Source organism: bacterium, from assembly GCA_036524115.1.
In the GTDB taxonomy this organism is placed as follows: Bacteria; JAUVQV01; JAUVQV01; order JAUVQV01; family DATDCY01; genus DATDCY01.
Genome location: DATDCY010000131.1, coordinates 1 through 20279, shown reverse-complemented (window position 1 = coordinate 20279; position 20279 = coordinate 1). Strand labels below are relative to the sequence as shown.

General features: G+C 67.9%; 12 protein-coding genes. 5 read left to right on the top strand and 7 right to left on the bottom strand.

Annotation, left to right across the window (positions count from 1 at the left end; translation table 11 throughout):
• The 4 genes from VI078_06030 to VI078_06015 form a co-directional block, all read right to left on the bottom strand.
• Positions 1-2552, bottom strand: a 2552-nt coding sequence (locus VI078_06030; protein HEY5998848.1) for an FAD-dependent oxidoreductase, incomplete at its 3' end; no start/stop codon positions are given.
• Complete coding sequence (locus VI078_06025; protein HEY5998847.1) at positions 2549-3442, bottom strand: CoB--CoM heterodisulfide reductase iron-sulfur subunit B family protein; 894 nt, start codon at positions 3440-3442, stop codon at positions 2549-2551. The genes VI078_06030 and VI078_06025, both read right to left, overlap by 4 nt.
• Positions 3443-3444: 2 nt before the next feature.
• Entirely contained in the window at positions 3445-4038 is a 594-nt protein-coding gene (locus tag VI078_06020) for a 4Fe-4S dicluster domain-containing protein (GenBank protein ID HEY5998846.1), read from the bottom strand.
• Positions 4039-4146: 108 nt separating this feature from the next.
• Positions 4147-4464 (bottom strand): hypothetical protein, encoded by a 318-nt coding sequence (locus VI078_06015; GenBank protein HEY5998845.1) that lies wholly within the window; start codon positions 4462-4464, stop codon positions 4147-4149.
• A gap of 204 nt (positions 4465-4668) precedes the next feature.
• On the opposite strand from VI078_06015, the gene VI078_06010 reads away from it, so the two are divergent.
• Together VI078_06010 and VI078_06005 are read left to right on the top strand one after the other, a co-directional pair.
• Complete coding sequence (locus tag VI078_06010) at positions 4669-5244, top strand: flavodoxin family protein (protein HEY5998844.1); 576 nt, start codon at positions 4669-4671, stop codon at positions 5242-5244.
• Between the two features lie 73 nt (positions 5245-5317).
• A complete protein-coding gene (locus VI078_06005; protein HEY5998843.1) occupies positions 5318-5629 on the top strand; it encodes a hypothetical protein in 312 nt (103 codons plus the stop codon).
• Between the two features lie 48 nt (positions 5630-5677).
• Here the strand turns inward: VI078_06005 and VI078_06000 are convergent, their stop codons facing one another.
• From VI078_06000 to VI078_05990, 3 genes are all read right to left on the bottom strand, one after another.
• Positions 5678-9703 carry a hypothetical protein gene (locus VI078_06000; GenBank protein ID HEY5998842.1) on the bottom strand — a complete coding sequence of 1342 codons (4026 nt, stop codon included), beginning with the start codon at positions 9701-9703 and terminating at the stop codon, positions 5678-5680.
• 42 nt (positions 9704-9745) lie between these two features.
• Positions 9746-12328: a hypothetical protein gene (locus VI078_05995; protein ID HEY5998841.1), complete on the bottom strand. Its 2583-nt coding sequence runs from the start codon at positions 12326-12328 to the stop codon at positions 9746-9748.
• 237 nt (positions 12329-12565) lie between these two features.
• The gene (locus VI078_05990; protein ID HEY5998840.1) at positions 12566-13738 is read right to left on the bottom strand and encodes a phosphoribosylaminoimidazolecarboxamide formyltransferase; all 1173 of its coding nucleotides are present in this window, start codon (positions 13736-13738) and stop codon (positions 12566-12568) included.
• A 256-nt stretch (positions 13739-13994) separates the two neighbouring features.
• Between VI078_05990 and VI078_05985 the strand changes: the two genes are divergently transcribed.
• The 3 genes from VI078_05985 to VI078_05975 all read left to right on the top strand — a co-directional run.
• On the top strand, positions 13995-15497 hold the full coding sequence (locus VI078_05985) for an ATP-binding protein (protein HEY5998839.1): 1503 nt from the start codon (positions 13995-13997) through the stop codon (positions 15495-15497).
• Positions 15494-16105, top strand: coding sequence for a response regulator transcription factor (locus VI078_05980; GenBank protein ID HEY5998838.1), 612 nt, complete (start codon positions 15494-15496; stop codon positions 16103-16105). The genes VI078_05985 and VI078_05980 overlap by 4 nt, the downstream gene beginning before the upstream one ends.
• A gap of 257 nt (positions 16106-16362) precedes the next feature.
• The coding region (locus VI078_05975) for a hypothetical protein (GenBank protein ID HEY5998837.1) at positions 16363-20279 on the top strand (3917 nt) is incomplete at its 3' end.

Here is a 20279-nt window from a genome sequence, read left to right as displayed (position 1 = left end):
GCCTCGATGCCGCAGACCTCGGCGAGCCGCAGCGCGTCCTTGTGCGGCTGGAAGCCCACCGAGAGCACGACCATGTCGAAGGTCTCGTCGACGAGCGTCCCGTCCTCGAGCGCGTGGCGCAGCACGAGGTTGCCGGTGCCGGGCTCCTCCTTGATCGCGGAGACCATCGCCCGCTGGTACTTCACGCCGTACTCGTTCTTCGCGCGCTCGACGTACTTGTCGAAGTCTTTGCCGAACGCGCGCATCTCCATGAAGAAGATCTTCGGCTCGATCCGCGCGTCGTGCTCCTTGGCGATGATCGCCTGCTTGGTCGCGTACATGCAGCAGACCGAGGAGCACCAGGGATTCGCGTTGTGCGGGTCGCGCGAGCCGACGCACTGGATCCAGGCGACCTTGACCGGGTGCTTGCCGTCGGACGGGCGCTGCACCACGCCCTTGGAGGGACCCGAGGCCGAGAGGATGCGCTCGAACTGGATCGAAGTCACGACGTTCGGCCAGCGCCCGAGGCCGAGCTCGCCGCGCACCTTCGCATCGTAGAGCTCGAGGCCCGGCGCGAGGATCACCGCGCCGACGTTCAGCTCGAGGTCCTCCTCGTACGGCGCGTCGTGGACGATCGCCTTCGCGAGGCACGCGTCCACGCAGTAGTAGCACTCGCAGCACCCGGCGCAGTTGAGGCAGCGCCCGGCCTCCTGCATCGCGACGGGCTCCGGGAAGCCCAGCTCGACCTCGTTGAAGTTGCCGCGGCGCTCGGCCAGCGGCAGCTTGGGCATCTCGGCCTTCGCCGCCTGCTTGACCTTGGCGATGTCCTTGATGAACTTCACGCGGTCCTTGAGCTTCGGGCGGTTCTCCTGCATGTCGAGCCCGCGCAGGTAGCGGTGAATCGACTCGGCGCCGTCGCGCCCCATGCCGATCGCCTGGACGACGGTGCTCGGCCCGCTCACCGCGTCGCCGCCAGCGAAGACGCCCGGACGGCTCGTCGCCAGCGTCACCGGGTCGGCGTCGAAGGTGCTCCACTTCGTGGTCCTGAGGCTCTCCTTCTCGAGGCCTGCGAGGTCCGGCTCCTGCGAGATCGCCGAGATCACGACGTCGCAGGGAAGCACGTAGTTGGAGCCCTCGACGGGCACCGGGCGGCGCCGGCCGCTCTTGTCCGGCTCGCCGAGCTGCATCTTCTGGACTTCGAGGCCGGTGACCTTGCCGTCCTTGCCGACGACCCGGACCGGCGCGACGAGCTCCTGGATCTTGACGCCCTCGACCTCGGCCTCCTCGATTTCCCAGGCGTTGGCGGGCATCTCGGCGTGCGTGCGCCGGTACGCGATCGCGACCTCGGCGCCGAGCCTCAGCGAGGAGCGCGCGGCGTCGATGGCCGCGTTGCCGCCGCCGACGACGACGACCTTCTTCCCCTTGAAGTCCGGCTTGTTGTCGAGGTTGACCTCGCGCAGGAAGGTGATGGCGTCCAGCACGCCGGCGATGTCGTCCTCGCCCGGGATCTGCAGCTTGAGGCCCTTGTGGGTGCCCAGCGCCAGGAAGACCGCCTTGTACCCCTGCGCCAGGAGCGAGTCGATCGTGAAGTCCTTGCCGAGCGCCTGGTTGACCTTGACCTCGACGCCGAGGGAGGCGATCTGGTCGACCTCCTTCTGGACGACGTCCTTCGGCAGACGGTATGCCGGAATGGAAACGCGCAGCATGCCGCCGGCGACGGGAAGCTTCTCGAAGACGGTGACCCGGTAGCCCTTCAGCGCCAGGTCGCGCGCGCAGGTCATGCCCGCCGGGCCGGAGCCGACGACCGCGACCTTCTCGAGCTTCTCGGCGGGGAGCGCCGGCGCCTTGAAGCCGCCGTGCGCGTCCTCCCAATCGGTCAGGAAGCGCTTGAGGTAGCAGATCTGGACCGGCGCGTCGACGTCCCCGCGGCGGCAGGTGCTCTCGCAGGGGTGCGTGCAGACCCGGCCGATGGAGGCCGGGAAGGGGTTCGTCCGCCGCACGACGTCGAGGGCCTCCTGGTAGCGCCCCTTGGCGGTGAGCGTCACATAGGCGTGGGCGTTGACCTCGGCCGGGCAGTCCACGCGACAGGGGGAGATCCCCGCCTTGTCGATCGTCACGATGCCGGGGACCGCCTGCGCGTAGCGGCGGTTGATCGCCGTGCGCTTGATGAGCCCCTGGTCGTACTCGCTCGGCATCTCGACGGGGCACTTCTCGACGCAGGCCAGGCAGCCGGTGCACTTGGACGGGTCGATGAACCGCGACTTCTTGCGGACCTTCGCCAGGAAGTTCCCGGCCTCGCCCTCGAGCCCCGTGATCTCGGCCTGGGTGTGGATCTCGATGTTCAGGTGCCGGCCGGCGGCGACCATCTTCGGCGAGATCATGCACATCGCGCAGTCGCCGGTCGGGAAGGTCTTGTCGAGCGAGGACATCGTCCCGCCGATGGAGGACTCCCGCTGCACCATGTGGACCTTGAAGCCGCTGTCGGCGAGGTCCAGGGCGGCCTGCATGCCGCCGATGCCGCCGCCGACGACCAGGACGGAACCGCGCTTGCCGCTGGATGAGAGAACGCTCATGCCAACCTCAGTTTCTTCAGGAGGTCAACGGCCTCCTCGAGATGCCGGTCGATCTGCAGCTCGCTCGCGCCCATGCCGAGGGCGAGCCCGACCAGTTCCGTGATCAGGTAGACGGGCAGCCGCTCGCGGATGCCGTGCTTCTCCCGGACCTGCCCCTGGTAGGCGTCGAGGTTGAGCTGGCACATCGGGCAGGTCGTGACGAAACAGTTGGCGCCGCGGGCGACCGCGTCCTTGATGATCCGCGACATCAGCAGCAGCGCCTGGTCGGCGTCGTTGATCGCCGCCGACGCCCCGCAGCAGTCGGTCTTGTATCCCCACTCCACCGGCTCGGCGCCGAGCGCCGCGCAGACGACCTCCATGCCCTGGGGGTTCTCGACGTCGTCCGGGACCGGGACGGCGCTCGGGAAACGGGTCAGGAGGCAGCCGTAGTAGGCGGCCGGCTTGAGGCCGGCGAGCGGCTTCGTGACCTTGCGCTGCAGCTCGCGCGAGGCGACCTTCGGCAGCAGCACCTCGAGGATGCTCGAGACCTTGATCCTGCCGGTGACCTTCTGCCCGATCTCGGCGTTGACCTCGGCGGCCAGCGCCGGGTCGGCGGCAAGGCGCCGCTGCGCGACCAGTGTCCGGCTGTAGCACGAGGAGCAGGGGATCATCATCTCCGCCAGGCCGGTGGCGTCGGCGATGCCGAGGTTGCGGGCCGGCAGGGCGATGGCGAGGAAGTCGTCGACCTTGGCGGCCGACGTCGCCCCGCAGCAGTTCCAGTCCGCGATCTCGCGCAGCGCGACGTCCAGCTTCGCGAGGACCGTCTTGCACTGGCGGTCGTAGAGCTCGGAGGAGGCGTGCAGCGAGCAGCCCGGGAAGTAGGCGATCTCGGCCTTCACCGGCGCAGCCATCGTCACCGCCCCGCTTTCCGATAGAGGGCCTTGATCTCGCCCTTGTTCTTCACCGTCTCGTACTTCACGTGCATCCGCTTCTTCTTCATCATCGCCTGGCCCAGTTTCGCCTGGCCTTTCAGTTCCGCTATGACGCCCTTGAGGCCGGTTCGTTTCAGCTCGCCGGCGGCGACCTGCGCCTCGTACATCCCCATGCCGACCAGCTCGTTGAAGCGCCCCGCCTGCCCCGCCGCCTTGACGAAGGCGCCGTGGAAGGCGGCAACCCGCGGCAGCAGCGGCTCGCGGTGCTGCGCCTTCGAGATCTGCTTGAGGACCTCGGTGATCCGCGCGGTCTGGATGTCGTTCGGGCAGCGCGTGCCGCAGGTGTAGCAGGCGAGGCACTTCCAGACCAGCAGGTTGTCCAGCGCCCCCTGCTCGTCGCCGAGCAGGAGCATCCGGATCAGGCGGTCCGGCGTGACGCCGCTCTCCTTCCCGACCGGACAGCCGGCGGCGCACCGACGGCACTGATAGCAGGCGAGAAGATTCTGGCCCGAGCGGCGGGCGACTTCCTGCGCGAGGGACTGAGCGGAACTGAGCTTCAATGCTCCAGCTGGCATCTCTCCCCTCCCGGCGGTCTTCCCAGGATCGACCGATGGATTTTCGGGAAGTCGCCTTGGTCTGTCAAGAAACAAAAAACATTATAGAAATCGAAGGAATAAGCCACGTCAGTCCAACCTCCCGGCGCAGTTCAGCCGGCGAATCAGGCTTGTGGTGGGGAGCGCCGACTCGCCCTCCTCCGCCATGACGAGCTTGTAGAACGCGCATTCCTTGCAGGAAGCGATCTTCTTCGCGGCGCTGCCCACGACTTCGCCGCCACAGAAGGTCCCCGCGAGCACCCAGCAGGCGCGGCCCGAATTCACGCCGCCATGCACTCCGTCGAGGGCGTTTTCCGACGCGGCCGGGCAGACGCCCTGCGCCGCGGCATTGACGCCTCCCGGCTCCCGGCCGCACTTCGTGAACTCCCAACAATTGAGCTTTGCCACCGCTATCTCTCGGCTCCCATGATCGTCGCCGGCCGCTCTTGCCGGACGGCAGTCTGTATAGTCTAGCACGGGATTGCGCCCGATTTCACTCCTTCAAAGTCAGGTTCCCGGATCGACCGGGAACGGCTTGCATCCCGCTGTGCGGGCGGCGCATCTTAGATGGAGGAAGTAGAAGGCAGATTCTCCGGCGGGAGGGGGGTGCGGATGCGCATCATGGCGTTCCTGGGCAGCCCGAGGAAGGGCGGCAACACGTCGATCCTGCTCGACGAGGCGATGCGCGGCGTGCAGGAGGGCGGCCACGCGGTGGAGCTCTTCAGGCTTGCGCAGATGAACATCCACGGCTGCCTCAACTGCGGCGGCTGCGAGGAGACCGGCGCCTGCGTCATCGAGGGCGACGAGATGCCGAAGATCTACGCCGCGATCCGGGAGGCCGACCGCATCATCCTCGCCAGTCCGATCTTCTTCTCCGGCATCCCCGCCCAAGCCAAGGCGATGATCGACCGCTGCCAGGCGCTCTGGTGCGAGAAGTACCTGCTCAAGCGCGAGATTCCCGCCGGCCCGGCAGGCCGCAAGGGGCTCTTCCTGACAGTCGGCGGCATGAAGATGGTCAAGCACGCCGAGTGCGCCAACTCCACCGTGACGGCCTTCTTCCGCACCGTGAGCGTCCCCGAGCACGCCTTCCTCCCCTTCCGCGGCGTGGATGCCAAGGGCGCGATCCGCGAGCACCCGACCGCCCTCCAGGAGGCCTACGAGGCCGGCAAGGCGCTCGCCGCGACTTGACGCAGGTCAAGGTGCGGATCGCGCGCACCCCCTAGACTGATTGCAGGACAAGACGAACAGAGAGGGGCGAGAGATGCCGATGGTGAGATGCCCGGGCCAGGACACCCAGAAGTGGGGTCCAGAAGCGGTGTACGACGTGGCGTGCAAGAACTGCGGCGAGCAGCTCGAGTTTTTCAAGGACGAGCTCAAGCGCCGCTGCCGCAAGTGCGGCACCATGGTCTTCAACGAGCGCATGGATATCGGCTGCCTCGCCTGGTGCCCCTCGGCCGAGCAGTGCGCGGGCCCGGACCGTGCCAAGCTCCTCGAAGAGGCCGCGGCCGGCGGCGCCGCCCAGAAGAAGGCGCTGGAGCTGCTGACGCAGCGCGAGGGGCCGGCGAAGGACTGACGGCGGCGCAGGCTGGTAGCCGCCCGCGCCGCCGCTTTCGATTCGCTCCTACTGTCCCTGCGCCAGTTGCTCCCCGCAGGCCTCCGCGTGCAGGCACGTGCCCCGCTCCGCGACTGGCTTGTCCTCCTCGACGGGAATGCGGTGCGCGTTCGCGTACGGGTCCTGCCTGATGCCCGTGACCTGCCAGCTGACCTTCGTGCCCGGCACGTCGGTCTGGATGACGAAGCGGTCCTCCTTCATCTCCTCGAAGACGCGGGCGCGGGCCCAGGTCTCGCCAGACCCGATCACCGTGAGCTGGTAGCGGAAGTCCCTATTGAGCGCGCCGAACCACGCCGGCAGCCCCACGGTCGCGTAGCCGCGCTCGTCGGTCATCACGACGCCGTTGTAGATGTTCATCATGTCCGGCGACTCGACGAACGAGTGCGAGAGGTACCGGTTTCGCGGGTCGAGCGGGTGGTCGATCCTGAACGAGCCGGCGCCCTTGGTGAGCGTGCCGGCCACGTCGAGGTCGCCGCCGACGTAGACCCTGCCGTTGAACAGCCCGGCGAGGCCGTCTCCCCCGGGGTTGTCGCCGAAGATGGCTGTGTCAAAACCCCAGGCTCTTCCCGCAACACCGTAGCCCGCGCCGATAGACTCCCCATAAACGCCGCTCGCTCCTTCGACGTAACTGGTCCCCTGGACGCCGTTGCCCGATGTGCTGTTCGCAGAAATAGTCCCAGCCACGTCGAGCGCAGACCTTGGGCTGTTCCTGTTGATGCCCACGCCGCCCGCGGCGCGAATCAGAAACTGGTTGTCGCCCGTGGACTGGAAATCCGCGTCGGCCGAGTCGGCCCAGACGAACGTCCCCTCGTCGCCGTCGGCAGCGCCCGATTGGGCCGGATTGCGGACCTTGGCCCGTCTGCCGGCAGCCAGACTGAAGCGGCCTCCAGCCTCGTTCTGCGCGCCACCGGCAACCATCGACATGGCGCCGCTCGCAGTGTTGCCGTAGCCTCCGGCGATGCCTGCATACATGCCGCTCGCGGTGTTGCCATCACCCCCGACAAGGGCTGCATAGCCGCCGCTTGCCACGTTTGAGCGGCCTCCAGCCGCTGTTGCGGCGTAGCCGCTCGCGCGGTTGGACCACCCTCCTCCGACGGTTGCGCTGTAGCCGGCTGCCTGGTTGAGCCCGCCGCCGCCGACAGCGGCGTAGTCATCGGTCGCCCAGTTGCTTGCGCCGCCTGCGATCGTTGCGTATCGGCCCGTCGCGAGGTTGCCGCCGCCGCCCCCTACGGTGGCGAACGCACGATCGTCCAGGGTTCCCTGGCCGTCACCGGCCCGGTTTTGCCACCCGCCCGACACGGTCCCCCCGAGGTCGGTGACTTCGTTCGCCGCTGCCGCGCCGTTGAATGTCCCGCCGCCCCCGGAGATAGTCGCTGCGGTGACTCCCGCCGTGACGCCGTTGCCGGCATCCCCACCCACGACGTTCACCCCGGCAAACGTGTTGGCCTCGACGGTCGTCGTCGCCCGCTCCAGCCGCAGCGCCCGCTGGTTGTTCACCCGCAACTCGAGCGGCACGTCATCGGTCGTGCCGACGAAGGTGGTGCCCGGGTTCGTCCCCGAGTTTCCGGCGAGGGACCAGGTCGAGCCCTCGCCGCTGTCGTCGGCCTCGCAGGTCACCGTTCCGTCGGCGGCGATGGCCTGGATCGAGCTGCCCGGGGCGCACGCTCCGCCCACGCGCGCCTGGATCGTCGTCGTGTCGACCGCGAGCGACACGGCACCGGATCCGGCGCCGCCGGTCAGGCCGGAGCCGTCCGCGGTGTTCACGGCGGTGATATCGCCCATTCCCGCATGCGCGTGGTCCCCCGCCGCCACGGTGCCGGCCGCCGTCCCCACGTTGAGCTTCGTCGTCCCGATCGGTCCGGCGATCTTGGCATCCGTCACGGCCCCGTCGGCGATCATTGCCTCGACGATGCCGCCGGTCGCCACCGAGATCGTTCCGGTCCCCGTTATCGGCCCGCCCGTGAGCCCTGCGCCGCTGGCGACCTGGGTCACGGTCCCGCCTCCACCCGCCGCGGGCGGCTGCCACGAGCCGTTGCCGCCGGCGTCGGCGGTCAGGACGTAACCGGCCGCCGGCGCCGTCGTCAGCCGCAGACCCGTCGCCGTCACGGTGCCGTTCACGTCCAGCGCCGAGGACGGGTCGTTCCGATTGACGCCGACGCCGCCCTGGGCCCGCACCAGGAACTGGTTGGGTGCGGTGGAGACGAAGGGCACGCCCTGCGCGTCCGCCCAGACGAACGTCCCTTCGTCGCCGTTGCCGTCCCCGCTGTCCGCCGCGCCGCGCACCACCGCCATATAGCCTGCCGCGAGGCTGGTCTCGCCCCCCGCCTGGTTGTGCCGGCCCCCGGGGACCGCGGCGCCGAGCCCGCCGGCCACGTTGTGCGTCCCGCCGGCAACCGCGGCGTATTCGCCCTTCGCCTCGTTGAGCTGCCCGCCGGCAACCACCGCCGCGTTCGCGGAGGCTTCGTTCAACACGCCGCCGCCGATCGTGCCGCCGGGGCCGGCGGCCTGGTTCGCCGAGCCGCCGCCGATCGTCGCCGCCTGCCCGGTCGCCTGGTTCTGCGTGCCTCCCGCCACGACGCCGTACATCTGCGTCGCCCTGTTCTGGTACCCGCCGCCGACCGTGGCCTGCACCCCGCCGCTCGTGTTCTGCTGCCCGCCTGCAACCGTGGCGCCAGCGCCGTCCGCGCTGTTGCCCTGACCGCCGCCGACAGACGCAAAGTTCCCCGACGCGCCATTGCCCCACCCGCCGGCCACGGTGGTGTGGCTGGCGGAGGCGTTGTTCCAGCGCCCGCCGCCCACGGTCGCCCACTGCGCCTGGGCCGCGTTGCCCTGGCCGCCGCCGACAGTGGCGTAGGGCGCGTCCGCTGCGGATCCACTCCCGTCGCCGGCGCGGTTGTCGGCCCCACCGCCCACCGTGCCGAAATCGTCTGTCACGGTGTTCGCCTCACCCGCCTGCCCGCCGCCGCCGATCGCCGCGCCGCCGGCCGGCGCCGTCACGGCGTTATCGCCATGTCCGCCGAGCAGGTTGGGCGTCCCCGCCGTCGGCTCCACCCGCAGGGCGCGCGTGCCGTTCACCCGCACCTCGAGCGGCTGGTTGTCGCTGGTCCCCAGGTAATTCGTTCCCCCCGTCGTCCCCGCGTTCCCGTTCAGCGCCCAGCCGGTGCCGGCTCCCCCGGTGTCCGCGTCGTCCACCTCGCACGTCACGGCGCCATCGGCGCCGATGGCGCGGATCGAGCTGCCCGGGGCGCACGTGGCGCCCACGCGCGCCTGGATCGTCGCAGTGTCCACCGCGATCGTCCCGCTCGTGCTGATCGTCCCGCCGGTCAGACCCGCGCCAGCCGTGATCGCGGTGACCGTCCCGCCGGGGTTCGTGTCCGTGTCCGGGGCGCAGGCCCACGCCAGACCGTCCCATTTGAGCACGTCGCCCGACGAGCACGTCCTCAGCAGGCTGAGGCTCGCCACACCGGCCTCCGTGCCACCCTCCAGGCCGCCACCCGGGGGCGTCTGCACCGCCTGAATGTCTCCGGTGCCAACCGCCGGCGGCTGCCAGGATGCGACGCCGTCGCCGCCCACGGTCAAGACGTCGCCGGCGAGGGCGCCCGTACCGTCGACCTGCCCCGCCGCGACGCGCCCCTCGATGGTCCCGGCCAACTCGCTGCGCACCGCATATGGAACGACGCCCAGCCTGACCCGGGCGAACTTCCTCGCGCCCACGCTTGCCTCGACCCAGAGCTGCCGGTCGAAGAGAGCGGGACTGATGGGGTTGCCGGCCGGGTTCACACTTCCGAGCTGGTGCGTGATCTTCCTGCTCAGCGGCAGCCGATATGTCTTGCTCTCGCTCCAGAGCCTCGTGCCGCCGTTCGCCGCGTCAAAGAGCGCAAAGGTGAACCGGTACGGCGTTGTCGAGACCGCCAGCGTCGATACCGTGACCGTCACGGGAAAGACCGCGGGCACCGGTGCCGCGAGACCGGGCACGATCGAAACGCCGGCCAGAAGGACCACCATCACCACCAGGACTGATGTCACACCTCTCATGCCACCTCCGTCGCCATTCATTGCCGCCCCGGTCCCGCCGCCTTACTTCCCCTGCGCCAGCTGCTCCCCGCAAGCCTCCGCGTGCAGGCACCTCCCCTGCTCCGCAACCGGCTTGTCTTCCTCGACGGGAATGCGGTGCTCGTTCGCGTACGGATCCTGCCGGATGCCCGTGATCTGCCAGGAGACGGTTGCGCCCGGCGCGCTCGTGCGGATCGTGAAGCGGTTCTCCGCGACGCCCCGGATCACCTTGGCCTGCACGAAGCCCTCGCCGTCCGCCTCGTCGATCACCGTGAGCTGGTAGCGGAAGTCGCGGTTGAGCGCGCCGAACCATGCCGGCAGCCCAACCGTCGCGTAGCCCCGCTCGTCCGTGGTCACGTTGCCGTTGTAGATGTTCATCATGTCCGGCGACTCGACGAACGAGTGCGAGAGGTACCGGTTTCGCGGGTCGAGAGGATGGTCGATCTTGAAGGAGCCCCCGCCCTTGGAAAGCGTGCCGCTCACCGAAAGGCTTCCGTTGACCTCGACCGCGCCGTTGAACACTCCGGCCCTCCCCAGGCCTCCCGGGTTGTCGCCCAGGACCGCGATGCCGATCCCGACCGCGCGGCCGGCCACGCCCACCCCGTCTGCATTTTCCCCGTAGACGCCGCTTGCAGCCCAATCTCCACTGATCCCCGTCACCCCGTTGCCGACGCTCGCGGTGGCGCTGGCAGTCCCGGCCACGTCGAGCGCACAGCTCGGGTTGTTCTTGTTGATGCCGACGCCACCTGAGGCGTGAACCAGGAACTGGTTGTCGCCCGTGGACTGGAACGAGCCCCCGCTGTTGTCGTTCCAGACGAACGTCCCGGTATCGCCATAGCTGTCGCCCGACTCGGCGGGTGTGCGAACATTCGCCTGTGATCCGGCAGCGAAGCTGGCGTAGCCACCGGCCACGTTCTGCCTGCCGCCGGCAACCACTGCGTATTCGTTGGCTGCACTATTGCCGGAGCCGCCACACACTGCCGCGGCGTAGCTGCTCGCAGTGTTTCCACCGCCGCCGGATACTGCCGCGAACCAGCCGCTCGCGGTATTTGCGCCCCCCCCTGCGACGGTCGCGTTCGCGCCGCTGGCCGTGTTGTCGCCCCCGCCTGCGACGGTCGCGTTCGCGCCGCTGGCCGTGTTGTAGCCGCCACCACCAACCGTGGCGAGTCTCCCGTCGTCGACGAAATCCCCTGCATTACCCGCCTGGTTGCCCAACCCTCCCGACACCGTTCCCCCGACGTCGGTGACCCTGTTCGCCGCTGCCGCGCCGTCGCGAATCCCGCCGCCCCCGGAGATCGTCGCAGCGGTCACTCGCGGTGTGACCCAGTTGCCGGCATCTCCACCCACCACGTTCTGCCCCGCATACCACCAGATGCTCCACTCACCACTTGTCACCGTCCGCTCCAGCCGCAGCGCCCGCTGGTTGTTGACGCGCAGCTCGAGCGGCGAGCTGTCGGTCGTGCCGATGAAATTGGTGGCCGGGTTCGTCCCCGAGTTTCCCGCGAGGGACCAGGTCGAGCCCTCGCCGTCATCGACCTCGCACCTCACCGTCCCGTCGGCGGCGATGGCCTGGATGGAGCTGCCCGGGGCGCACGCTCCGCCCACGCGCGCCTGGATCGTCGCCGTGTCCACCGAGAGCGACACCGCACCGGATCCGGCGCCGCCGGTCAGACCGGAGCCCTCCGCGGTGTTCACGGCCGTGATGTCGCCCATCTCGGCGTGCGCGTGGTCTCCCGCCGCCACGGTGCCCGCCGCCTTCCCCACCTCGAGCTTGGACGTGGATATCGGCCCGGTGATCTTCGCGTTCGTCACCGCGCCGTCGGCGATCATCTTCTCGACGATGCCGCCGGTCGCCACCGAGATCGTTCCGGTCCCCGTTATCGGCCCGCCCGTGAGGCCGTCGCCGGTGGCCACTTCCGTCAGCGTCCCCCCGCCGTTCGTGACCGCATCCTGCGCGCACGCCCACGCCGAGCCGTTCCACTTGAGGATCTCGTCCGGGCCGCAGCTCGTCACCAGGCCCAGGCTCACGGACCCGCCCTCGGCGCCTCCCTGCAGCCCCCCTCCCACGGGGGTGAGCACCGCGGAGACACCTCCGGCCCCCCCTGCCGGCGTCTGCCATGAGGCCGCGCCGCTGCCGTCAGCGGTCAGCAGATCCCCGGCCGCCGCGCCCGTCGCGTCAAACTGTCCGGCGGCCAGCCTCCCCTCGAGCGCTCCGGCCGTCTCGCTGCGAACCGCGTAAGGAACGACGCCGAGCTTCACGCGGGGGAACTTCACCGTGACTCCCTTCATGACCGCGCTCCCCTGCACCCAGAGCTGCCTGTTCAAGAGCCTCGGGTCGATCGGATTCGACGTCGGACTGACGCTGCCGAGGTTGTGCAGGATCCGCTGCGAAGCGGGGATCGCGTACCTCTTCGTCTCCGCCCAGAGCGCGACCCCGCCCAGGGGACGGTCGTAGAGCGCGAAGGTGATGTCGTAGATCTCGTATGACGGAAGCGATTGCACGGACACCGTCACCGGGAACACCGCCGGCACCGGGGCCGCCTGGGCACTCACGACCGGACAGCCGCAGAGAAAGATCGTCGCCAACCAGGTGAACTTGTGCTTCATCCCGCCCCTCCCCCTGCCGTGCGCACGAGCGCTTGCCGTCCCTCGCGACATAGCCGTGTCAGGGGGCCGAGGGGAGTGCCCCGCGATGCTGTGGCCGTTACCTTAGAGAGTCGAGGCGGCTTGTTCAACACGAAAATGTTAATGATACGGTGAAGCGGACGCAGACGGCCCCGGGGACACCAAGGCAGACAGGGAGTCTGCGGCTATCGCCGCAGGCCGGCCGTGGGCGGCCGGCGGCTAGTGGTGGAACAACCTCACGCCGCTGAAGACGACGGTCATGCCGTACTCGTTCGCGGCCGCGATGACCTCCTGGTCGCGCGCTGATCCGCCCGGCTCCAGGACGTACTTCACGCCGGAGGCCGCGGCGCGGTCGATGCTGTCGCGGAACGGGAAGAAGGCGTCCGAGCCGAGGGCGACGCCGGTTTGCCCGGCAACCCAGGCGCGCTTCTCGTCGACGGTCAGCCCCGCCGTCGGCTTCGTGAAGAGCGCGCCGAGCTGCGCCTTCTCCGGCGGCGTGACGTCGTCGCGCAGGAGCTGATCGATCGCGTTGTCGCGCACCGCTCGCTTGACCTCCGCCTTGAAGGGCAGATCCAGCATCTTCGGGTGCTGGCGCAGCCGCCAGAGGTCGGCCTTGAGGCCGGCGAGGCGCACGCAGTGCACGCGCGACTGCTGGCCGGCGCCGACGCCGATCGCCTGGCCGTCGAGGACGAAGCAGACCGAGTTGGACTGCGTGTACTTGAGGGTGAGCCAGGCGACGGTCAGGTCGCGCCGCGCCGCCGCGGGCAGGTCCTTGCCGGCCGAGACGACGTTGCTGAAGTCCTTGTCCGTGACGGGCCGGTCGTGGCGGCGCTGCTCGAGAGCGACGCCGAAGACCTCGCGGATCTCCGTCTGCGGCGGCTCCCAGCCGGTGTCGATGCGCACCACGCCGTACTTGCCCTGCTTCTTGCCCTTGAGGATCTCCAGCGCCTTGGGCTCGTAGCCGGGCGCCACGATCCCGTCGGAGACCTCGCGGGCGAGCAGCCGCGCCGTGGCCTCGTCGCAGACGTCCGAGAGCGCCACGAAGTCGCCGAAGGAGCAGAGCCGATCGGCGCCGCGCGCCCGGGCGTACGCTGACGCCAGCGGCGAAAGCTCCAGGTCGTCGACGAAGCAGGCGCGCGCCAGGTCCTTCGCGAGCGGCACCCCGACCGCCGCCCCCGCGGGGCTGACGTGCTTGAAGGAGGCCGCCGCCGGCAGCCCCGTCGCGCCTTTGAGCTCCCGCACCAGCTGCCACGAGTTGAGCGCGTCCAGCAGGTTGATGTAGCCCGGCGAGCCGTTGAGGACCTCGAAGGGCAGCTCGCCGCCGTCCCGCCGCAGCACGCGGGCGGGCGACTGTTGGGGGTTCATGCCGTAGCGCAGCGTGATCTCTTTCATGGCGGTCATGCCTCCTTCGGGGCGTTTCACCTGCCGCGTCGATTCGTTGCTGGACCGCGGCGTAGTCTAGCAGGAAGCCCTGCAGCCCGAAACGGGTAACGGCGAAAGCCGGAGAGCTGGTGCCGCGCTCGGGCGCCACTGTCGCGGGCGCGATCCGTGCTTCTCATGGCGGGCTCGAGGCAAGCCGCAGCCGCAGCGTGAGCTTCCCGGAGGGTGATCCTTCCCCTGATTCCTGGATTGTGGTAATCAGCGCCTCATGAAGGATGCCGTCCCGGACTCGAGGATTCCGTGGCGATGGAAAGGGGCGCCGGCGACGGCTTTCCTGATCGGCCTGTTCTCGATCGCTCTCCTCCTCAGGGCTGACCGGATCAGAGAGAGGCAGCAAGCCAACGCCGCGCTGATCGACGCGATCATGGACGTCCAAATCCACGCGGCGACCTATCATATTCGTTTGGAGGAGACTCTCTCGGGCGTCGCCTCGCCGGAAACGAGGGAGTACCTGTTCGCTCTCGACAAGGCGAGCCACCTCACCGACGTCATTCTCAGCGGCGGCATGGCCGAGCACGAAATGGTCTCGGAGCCGCTCGCGGAGCCGCTCTTGCGGGAGAACGCGGCAGAGATCAGGTCCCTCCTTGCCGAAATGAAGGACATCGGCCGCGAACGCATGCGGAACGCCGGGCAGAACGAGATCGATCCGGCCCTCGAGAGGCGGTTCGACCGCGTCTACAAGGATGTCCTCCGCAAGACGAGAGATCTCGAGGATGTCCTGGAGACGAAGGAAGCCAAGAACCACCAGCAGTCCCGGCGCCTCTTCCTGATCATCCTCTTGGTCTGGACCGCGATCCTGGTCGCCGCGGCGGCGGCTCTGGTGCGCTTCGAGAGGAGCCGGAAGCGGGCAGAAGAGGCGTTGCTCGCGGCGAATCGGCTGCTCCAGGCCCAAGCGGCGGAAGTGGCGCGGCACCGCGAACACCTTCAGGAACTGGTTGATGAGCGCACCGCGGAGCTGCGGCGAACGAACGAGCAACTCCGGGTCGAAATCGAACAGCGCCGACGGACTGAGGAGAGGCTCCAGGAAACGGGGAAGCAGATTCAACGGCTCAGCTTCAATCTCCTCGATGCTCAGGAGAAGGAACGGAAACGGATTTCCACCGAGCTTCACGATGAGTTGGGGCAGGCCCTGACCGTCATGAAGCTCAGGATGCGCGTGATCGAGCGGGGCTTAGGGCAGGATCAGCGCGCCGTACGCGAGGAGTGCGCGGGGCTGCTCGAGTATATCGATGAAATCATCGAGAACGTGCGCAGGATAGCCCTTGACTTGAGCCCCACCGTCCTGGAAGACCTCGGCCTGACAGCCGCCTTGCACTGGCTGGTCGACAACCTCCCGTCGGGGCCGGAGCTCACGGTCGCCTCTTCGGTCGCAGATATCGATCAGCTTCTTCCCCATGAGCACTGGATCAGCGCCTACCGGGCCGTCCAGGAGGCTCTCACGAACGTCGTGAAACACGCGGGGGCGAGGACGTTGTCGCTTGACATCCACCTCCGGGATGGTGCAGTCGTCTTCAGCGTCGAAGACGACGGGAGGGGCTTTGATCCCGACGGCGCCGCCGTGAGGAAAACGCCGCCGCGCCAACTCGGCCTGCGAACGCTCGTTGAGCGGATCACCTTGATCGGCGGAGTCGTCCAGGTCCGGAGCCGCGAAGGCCAGGGCACCCGGATCACGTTCAGTCTCCCCGTCGCACCGGAAGGAGCCTCGTTGTGACGAAGACCTATACGATCGTCCTCGCCGACGACCACGCCCTCCTCAGACAGGGGCTGGCCAGGATCATCCAGGGAGTTGACGACCTGGAAGTCATCGGGCAGGCCGGCGACGGCCTGGCGTTGCTCTCTCTCCTGGAGATGCAGATGCCGCAACTCGTCATCCTGGACATTTCGATGCCGAATCTGCGCGGCCTCGAGGCGATCCGCGAAATAAAGGCAAGGAACCCCGAGACCACGATTCTCATTCTCACAATGCACAAGGAATATGTCCATCAGGCGTTCGCTGCAGGTGCCGACGGCTACCTCCTGAAGGAGGACGCGGACTCCGACCTCTTTTCCGCCATCGCGGCCATCCGGCAAGGGAAGAGGTATCTCTCCTTGCGTCTGCGGACGGGCCTGGTCTGGGCGCACATCGCCGACCCGCTGACGCTCCGCGAGAAAGAGGTCCTGAAGTTGATCGCCGAAGGCAAGACGAACAAGGAGATCGCCGAGCTTCTCGCAATCAGCGTCCGCACCGTCGAGAGCCACCGAGCGTCATTGCTCGCGAAGCTGCGCATAAAGGGAATGGCCGACTTGGTCAAGTACGCGCTGGAGCAGGGTTTCGCCTAGCGGCAGTCCCTACTCTCCCGCGCTATCCCCGACTCGTCCGCCACCTTCTGAGTCCGTAGTTATACGAAGGCTCCCTGCGTGGTTCTACGCCCGCAGAATGCGGGTCTTCTCCCAATTGTCTCACGAGGCTGCGCACGACATTCTCTCATTGACTTCTCTCATTTCTCACAGGGAAGGGAGGTGGGCCGGCGATGGAGTTCCCGTGAGAATGGGCAAGCTTCAAATGCAGGGGTGGATCAACATGAGGGAGGAAGGCAATGAACACAAAGACGTTGGAGACGTGCTGGGCGACGCGTGCCTTGGCGCTGTTGCTCGCCTTGCATCTTGCGGGACCGCTGTCCGTTCTTCCGGCCATGGCTGCGCCGGGGGATAGTGTCACGAACGGAACATCCTCCGGCCTCACCGTGCCGAACGCGTTCCTCTTCGAACCCGAGGTTCCGTTCACGTCGCTCAAGAACGCTCCCACCTGGAGCGAGATCGAGCAACTCCTGGACAATCCGTACATTGTCACGCTCGATCCGAGCACCCCCGGGAACGACAATGGCTTCCCGTCGTATCGGGCCACCGGGATGACCCGCCGTCCGAGTTTCGGCGTGACGCTGCCGGCACTGTTGGTCCATCCGCTGAACTACAACCCGACCACCGGGGAGGAGATGCGCCTGATCAACCCCTTGTATCCCGCGGGCACGTTCAACGCCGTGGATCAACTCGTCCGGTGTGATGACCCGCTTCTCGGGCCAATCACCCCAGGGTGCGATGGCACGGTCACCGCCCCCGGGCCGGCCGGCCCGGTGGTAACCGGTCCCTTCAGCGCGGACCGGTATGTCTGGCGGTACGCGCCCGTGCCGATCAGCGCCGGCGCGGACCGCATCGAGCCGGGAGAGGCCGAGATCGATTACAACAACCCGGTTGAGGCCGATCCCTACTTCTGCGCCGTCTCGCTGGAGCTTACCCCCCCGGAAGGCTCGACCCTCTGTGGCGGCGACCCTGGCGAACCGAGCTATTTCGGTTTTGGCGTGCGCAACCTGGCCGGATACTCCGTGCCGGCGATTCAGCTTCCCGCCGGTTCGACGACGGGCACCCCGATTCCCGCGACCGCGCGACTCTTCGATCCGGCGCGGGGCGTCATCCAGGCGCGCAACCCCGGCACGGGCGCCGGCGGCCTGCGCAAGCCTTCGCTCAGGGTGCCCGAGGCCGGGGGCAGCCCGAACAACCCGCATTATCTCGTCAACACGGACCCCAACAACGTGACGGATTCGAACGAGAACGACTACATCCGAAACCGAGCGGTCGCGACCGCGCTCGGCAAGGCCTTCTTCTGGGACATGCAGGTGGGAAGCGACGGCGTCCAGTCCTGCGGGACGTGCCACTTCAACGGCACCGGCACCGACACCCGGACCAAGAACCAGATGAACCCGAACCACGTCGGCGGCGACACCACCTTCCAACTCATGCAGCCCAACGAGCGGGACCTGGTCGCCACCGACTTCCCGCTCCACAAGCTGACCAACCCTGAGATCGCGGGCGATCCGGCGTGCACGACGCCTCTTACGGCGGATGTGACGGCGGTCCCCTACATGGCTCAGACCGCCGGCTACCTGGATTCTCAGCGCTTCAGCAACCCCGTCACGGGCACCGTGACGGTGTGTGATGCGGGCAACATCGAGAGCGACGTCAACGATGTCGTGTCTTCCATGGGCGTCGTCTTCAACAAGTTCCTCGACATCGCCCCGATCGGGGCCTTCCAGCCCGCGGCCAACGGGGTTCAAGCGGTCATGCCGGACCTGCGTTCCGGAGCAGGATCCGCGGATGCCACCGACCCGATTCCCGGCTTCCAGGGGCTCCGTCGGGTCGAGCCGCGCAACACCCCCACCATGCAGGCCGGGGCGTTCAACTTCGACAACTTCTGGGACGGACGGGCTCGTCATGACTTCAACGGCGGCAGCGTGTTCGGCGCGGCCGACCCCCAGGCACATGTCTTTGTCAGTAACGCGGGCAACCTGACGCCGACCCGGCAGATCATCCGCTTCGCCAGCATCGCGTCGCTGGCGACGGGTCCGGGCCTCAGCGAGTTCGAGATGTCCTTCCTGGGCCGTAACTGGGCCAAGATGGGCAAGAAGCTGCTGCAGGGGAATGTGGTCACGATCGGGGGCTCCCCCACGGTCGTGGGCACCGTGACGCCACTGGCCAACCAGCTCGTGGATCCGACCGACAGCGTGCTGGGGCCTTACTCCAACCAGGGCGGCTCGCTTTGTGCTGGGCTCGCCGTCTCGGATCGCTCGGGAAGCTACAATCCGCCGGCGAATGGACTTGCACTCGGCAAGCCCGGGCTCTGTATCAGCTACCCGGGCATGATCCGCCAGGCCTATTACCCGGCGCTCTGGCAAAACTTGGGCAGACATCTGAATGGCTGCTACACGGACGGCCGCCCCGACATCCATCCAAACCAGTGCGGCACCGGCATCTATCCGGCCGCCGCCGTCGCGGTGCTCGACCCGGATGGCGTGGTCCGCACTCACAACAACGACCCCTTCGACGGCTACGTCCTCTCGGTTGCCAACGGTGCGGCCGTTGCGGCCGACACCAACCAGTTCCGGCAGATGGAAGCGAACTTCAGCCTCTTCTGGGGGCTGTCGATCAACGCCTGGATCCAGATCCTGGTCCCGGACAACACACCGTTCGACCAGTTCCTGGATGCCAACCCGGGCGCGTTCGCGGCCCTGGGTGAGCCGGGCGAGCCGGGGCTCGTCCCGGACCTGCTCAATTGCGGCCAGGCCGGTGCGGATCCGAACTACTGCTTCACGCCCTTCGGGAACTTCAAGCGCGATCCGGGCGTCGTGGCTCTCCAGAACCCCGCGGGTGAAGGCGGCGCTGGCGGCACCCTCGTGGTGTCCGACGGTGATCGCGCCGCCAACGCTCCGGATCCTCTCCTCGGGATGGATGTCTTCTTTGCCTCCAACCTGTCACTGAAGAACCCCAACTTCAGGACCGGCCGCTGCGGCGAGTGCCATGCCATTCCCACCCTGACCGACCACACCATGCCCTTCACCAGCAAGATCAACCTGATGGACGCGGTCGCGGAATTCTCCGCACCGGGGGTCGAGCTCATCGTCGAGCCACTGGCCAGGCTCCGGGTGATCTCGGGCTTCCTGCTGGAGGCTGAGATCAACGAGAACGGTCAGGACGCGGTGGAACGCCGCATCGTCGACCAGAGCATCGTCGCCAATCCGCTGGATGGGTTTGCCTATCCCGGCGCCACGGCAACAGGATTGCCCGGGTTCAGCCCATGGACCGGAGCCGATTCCGCCTTCCTGGACAACGGCATCTACAACCTCGGCGTTCGACCCATTGCAGAGGACATCGGCCGGGGCGGCAATGACGCCTTTGGCTGGCCGCTGTCCATATCAACCCTGATGATGAAGAACCTCGCCGGGCCGGCTTTCGAGCCGGGGGTCCCGCTGCCCAACGCCGATCCGGACGTCGAGTGCTTCGGGCTCTTCGAGCCGACGGGGCAGGACCCACTGATCAACCCGGGGTGTGATGGGGAGCCGGCCGCTCCTCAGCTGCCGCCTTACCTGGGGCCCTTCGTGAACAATATCACCGTCGGCGATTTCGCACCCGAACTGGACGAGGCAGGCGGGGCTATCGGCGGCATGGTCAACACCCTCACCGACCTGGCGATGATCGAAGGGTTCATGGACACCCTGGGGCCGTTCAATCCGGCGAACCCCTTCGCCGAGGTCATGAATTTCGGTGGCTTCACCGATAAGCCCGGCGACGTCAAGGCCCAGATGGGCACGTGGCCCATCGTCAACCGGGTGGGCAGGATGGGCAGCTTCAAGGCTGCCCCGCTGCGCAACGTGGAGCTCACCGGTCCCTACTTCCACAACGGCGGCAAGCTGACGCTGCGGCAGGTGGTTGATTTCTACGTTCGCGGCGGTGACTTCCCCATGACCAACGCCTCGGATCGCGACTTCAACATGGTGAATATGAACGTCGAAGTTCAGTCGAACCTGTCGGAAGCCGAAAAGGTGGCGTTGGTGGACTTCCTGCTGGAACTCACGGACGAGCGCAACCGCTTCGACCGGGCGCCGTTTGATCATCCTGAGGTCTTCGTACCGCTGGATGGAACGGCTCCGGAGAACACGTTCGGCCGCGATGGCTTCGTTGCCCA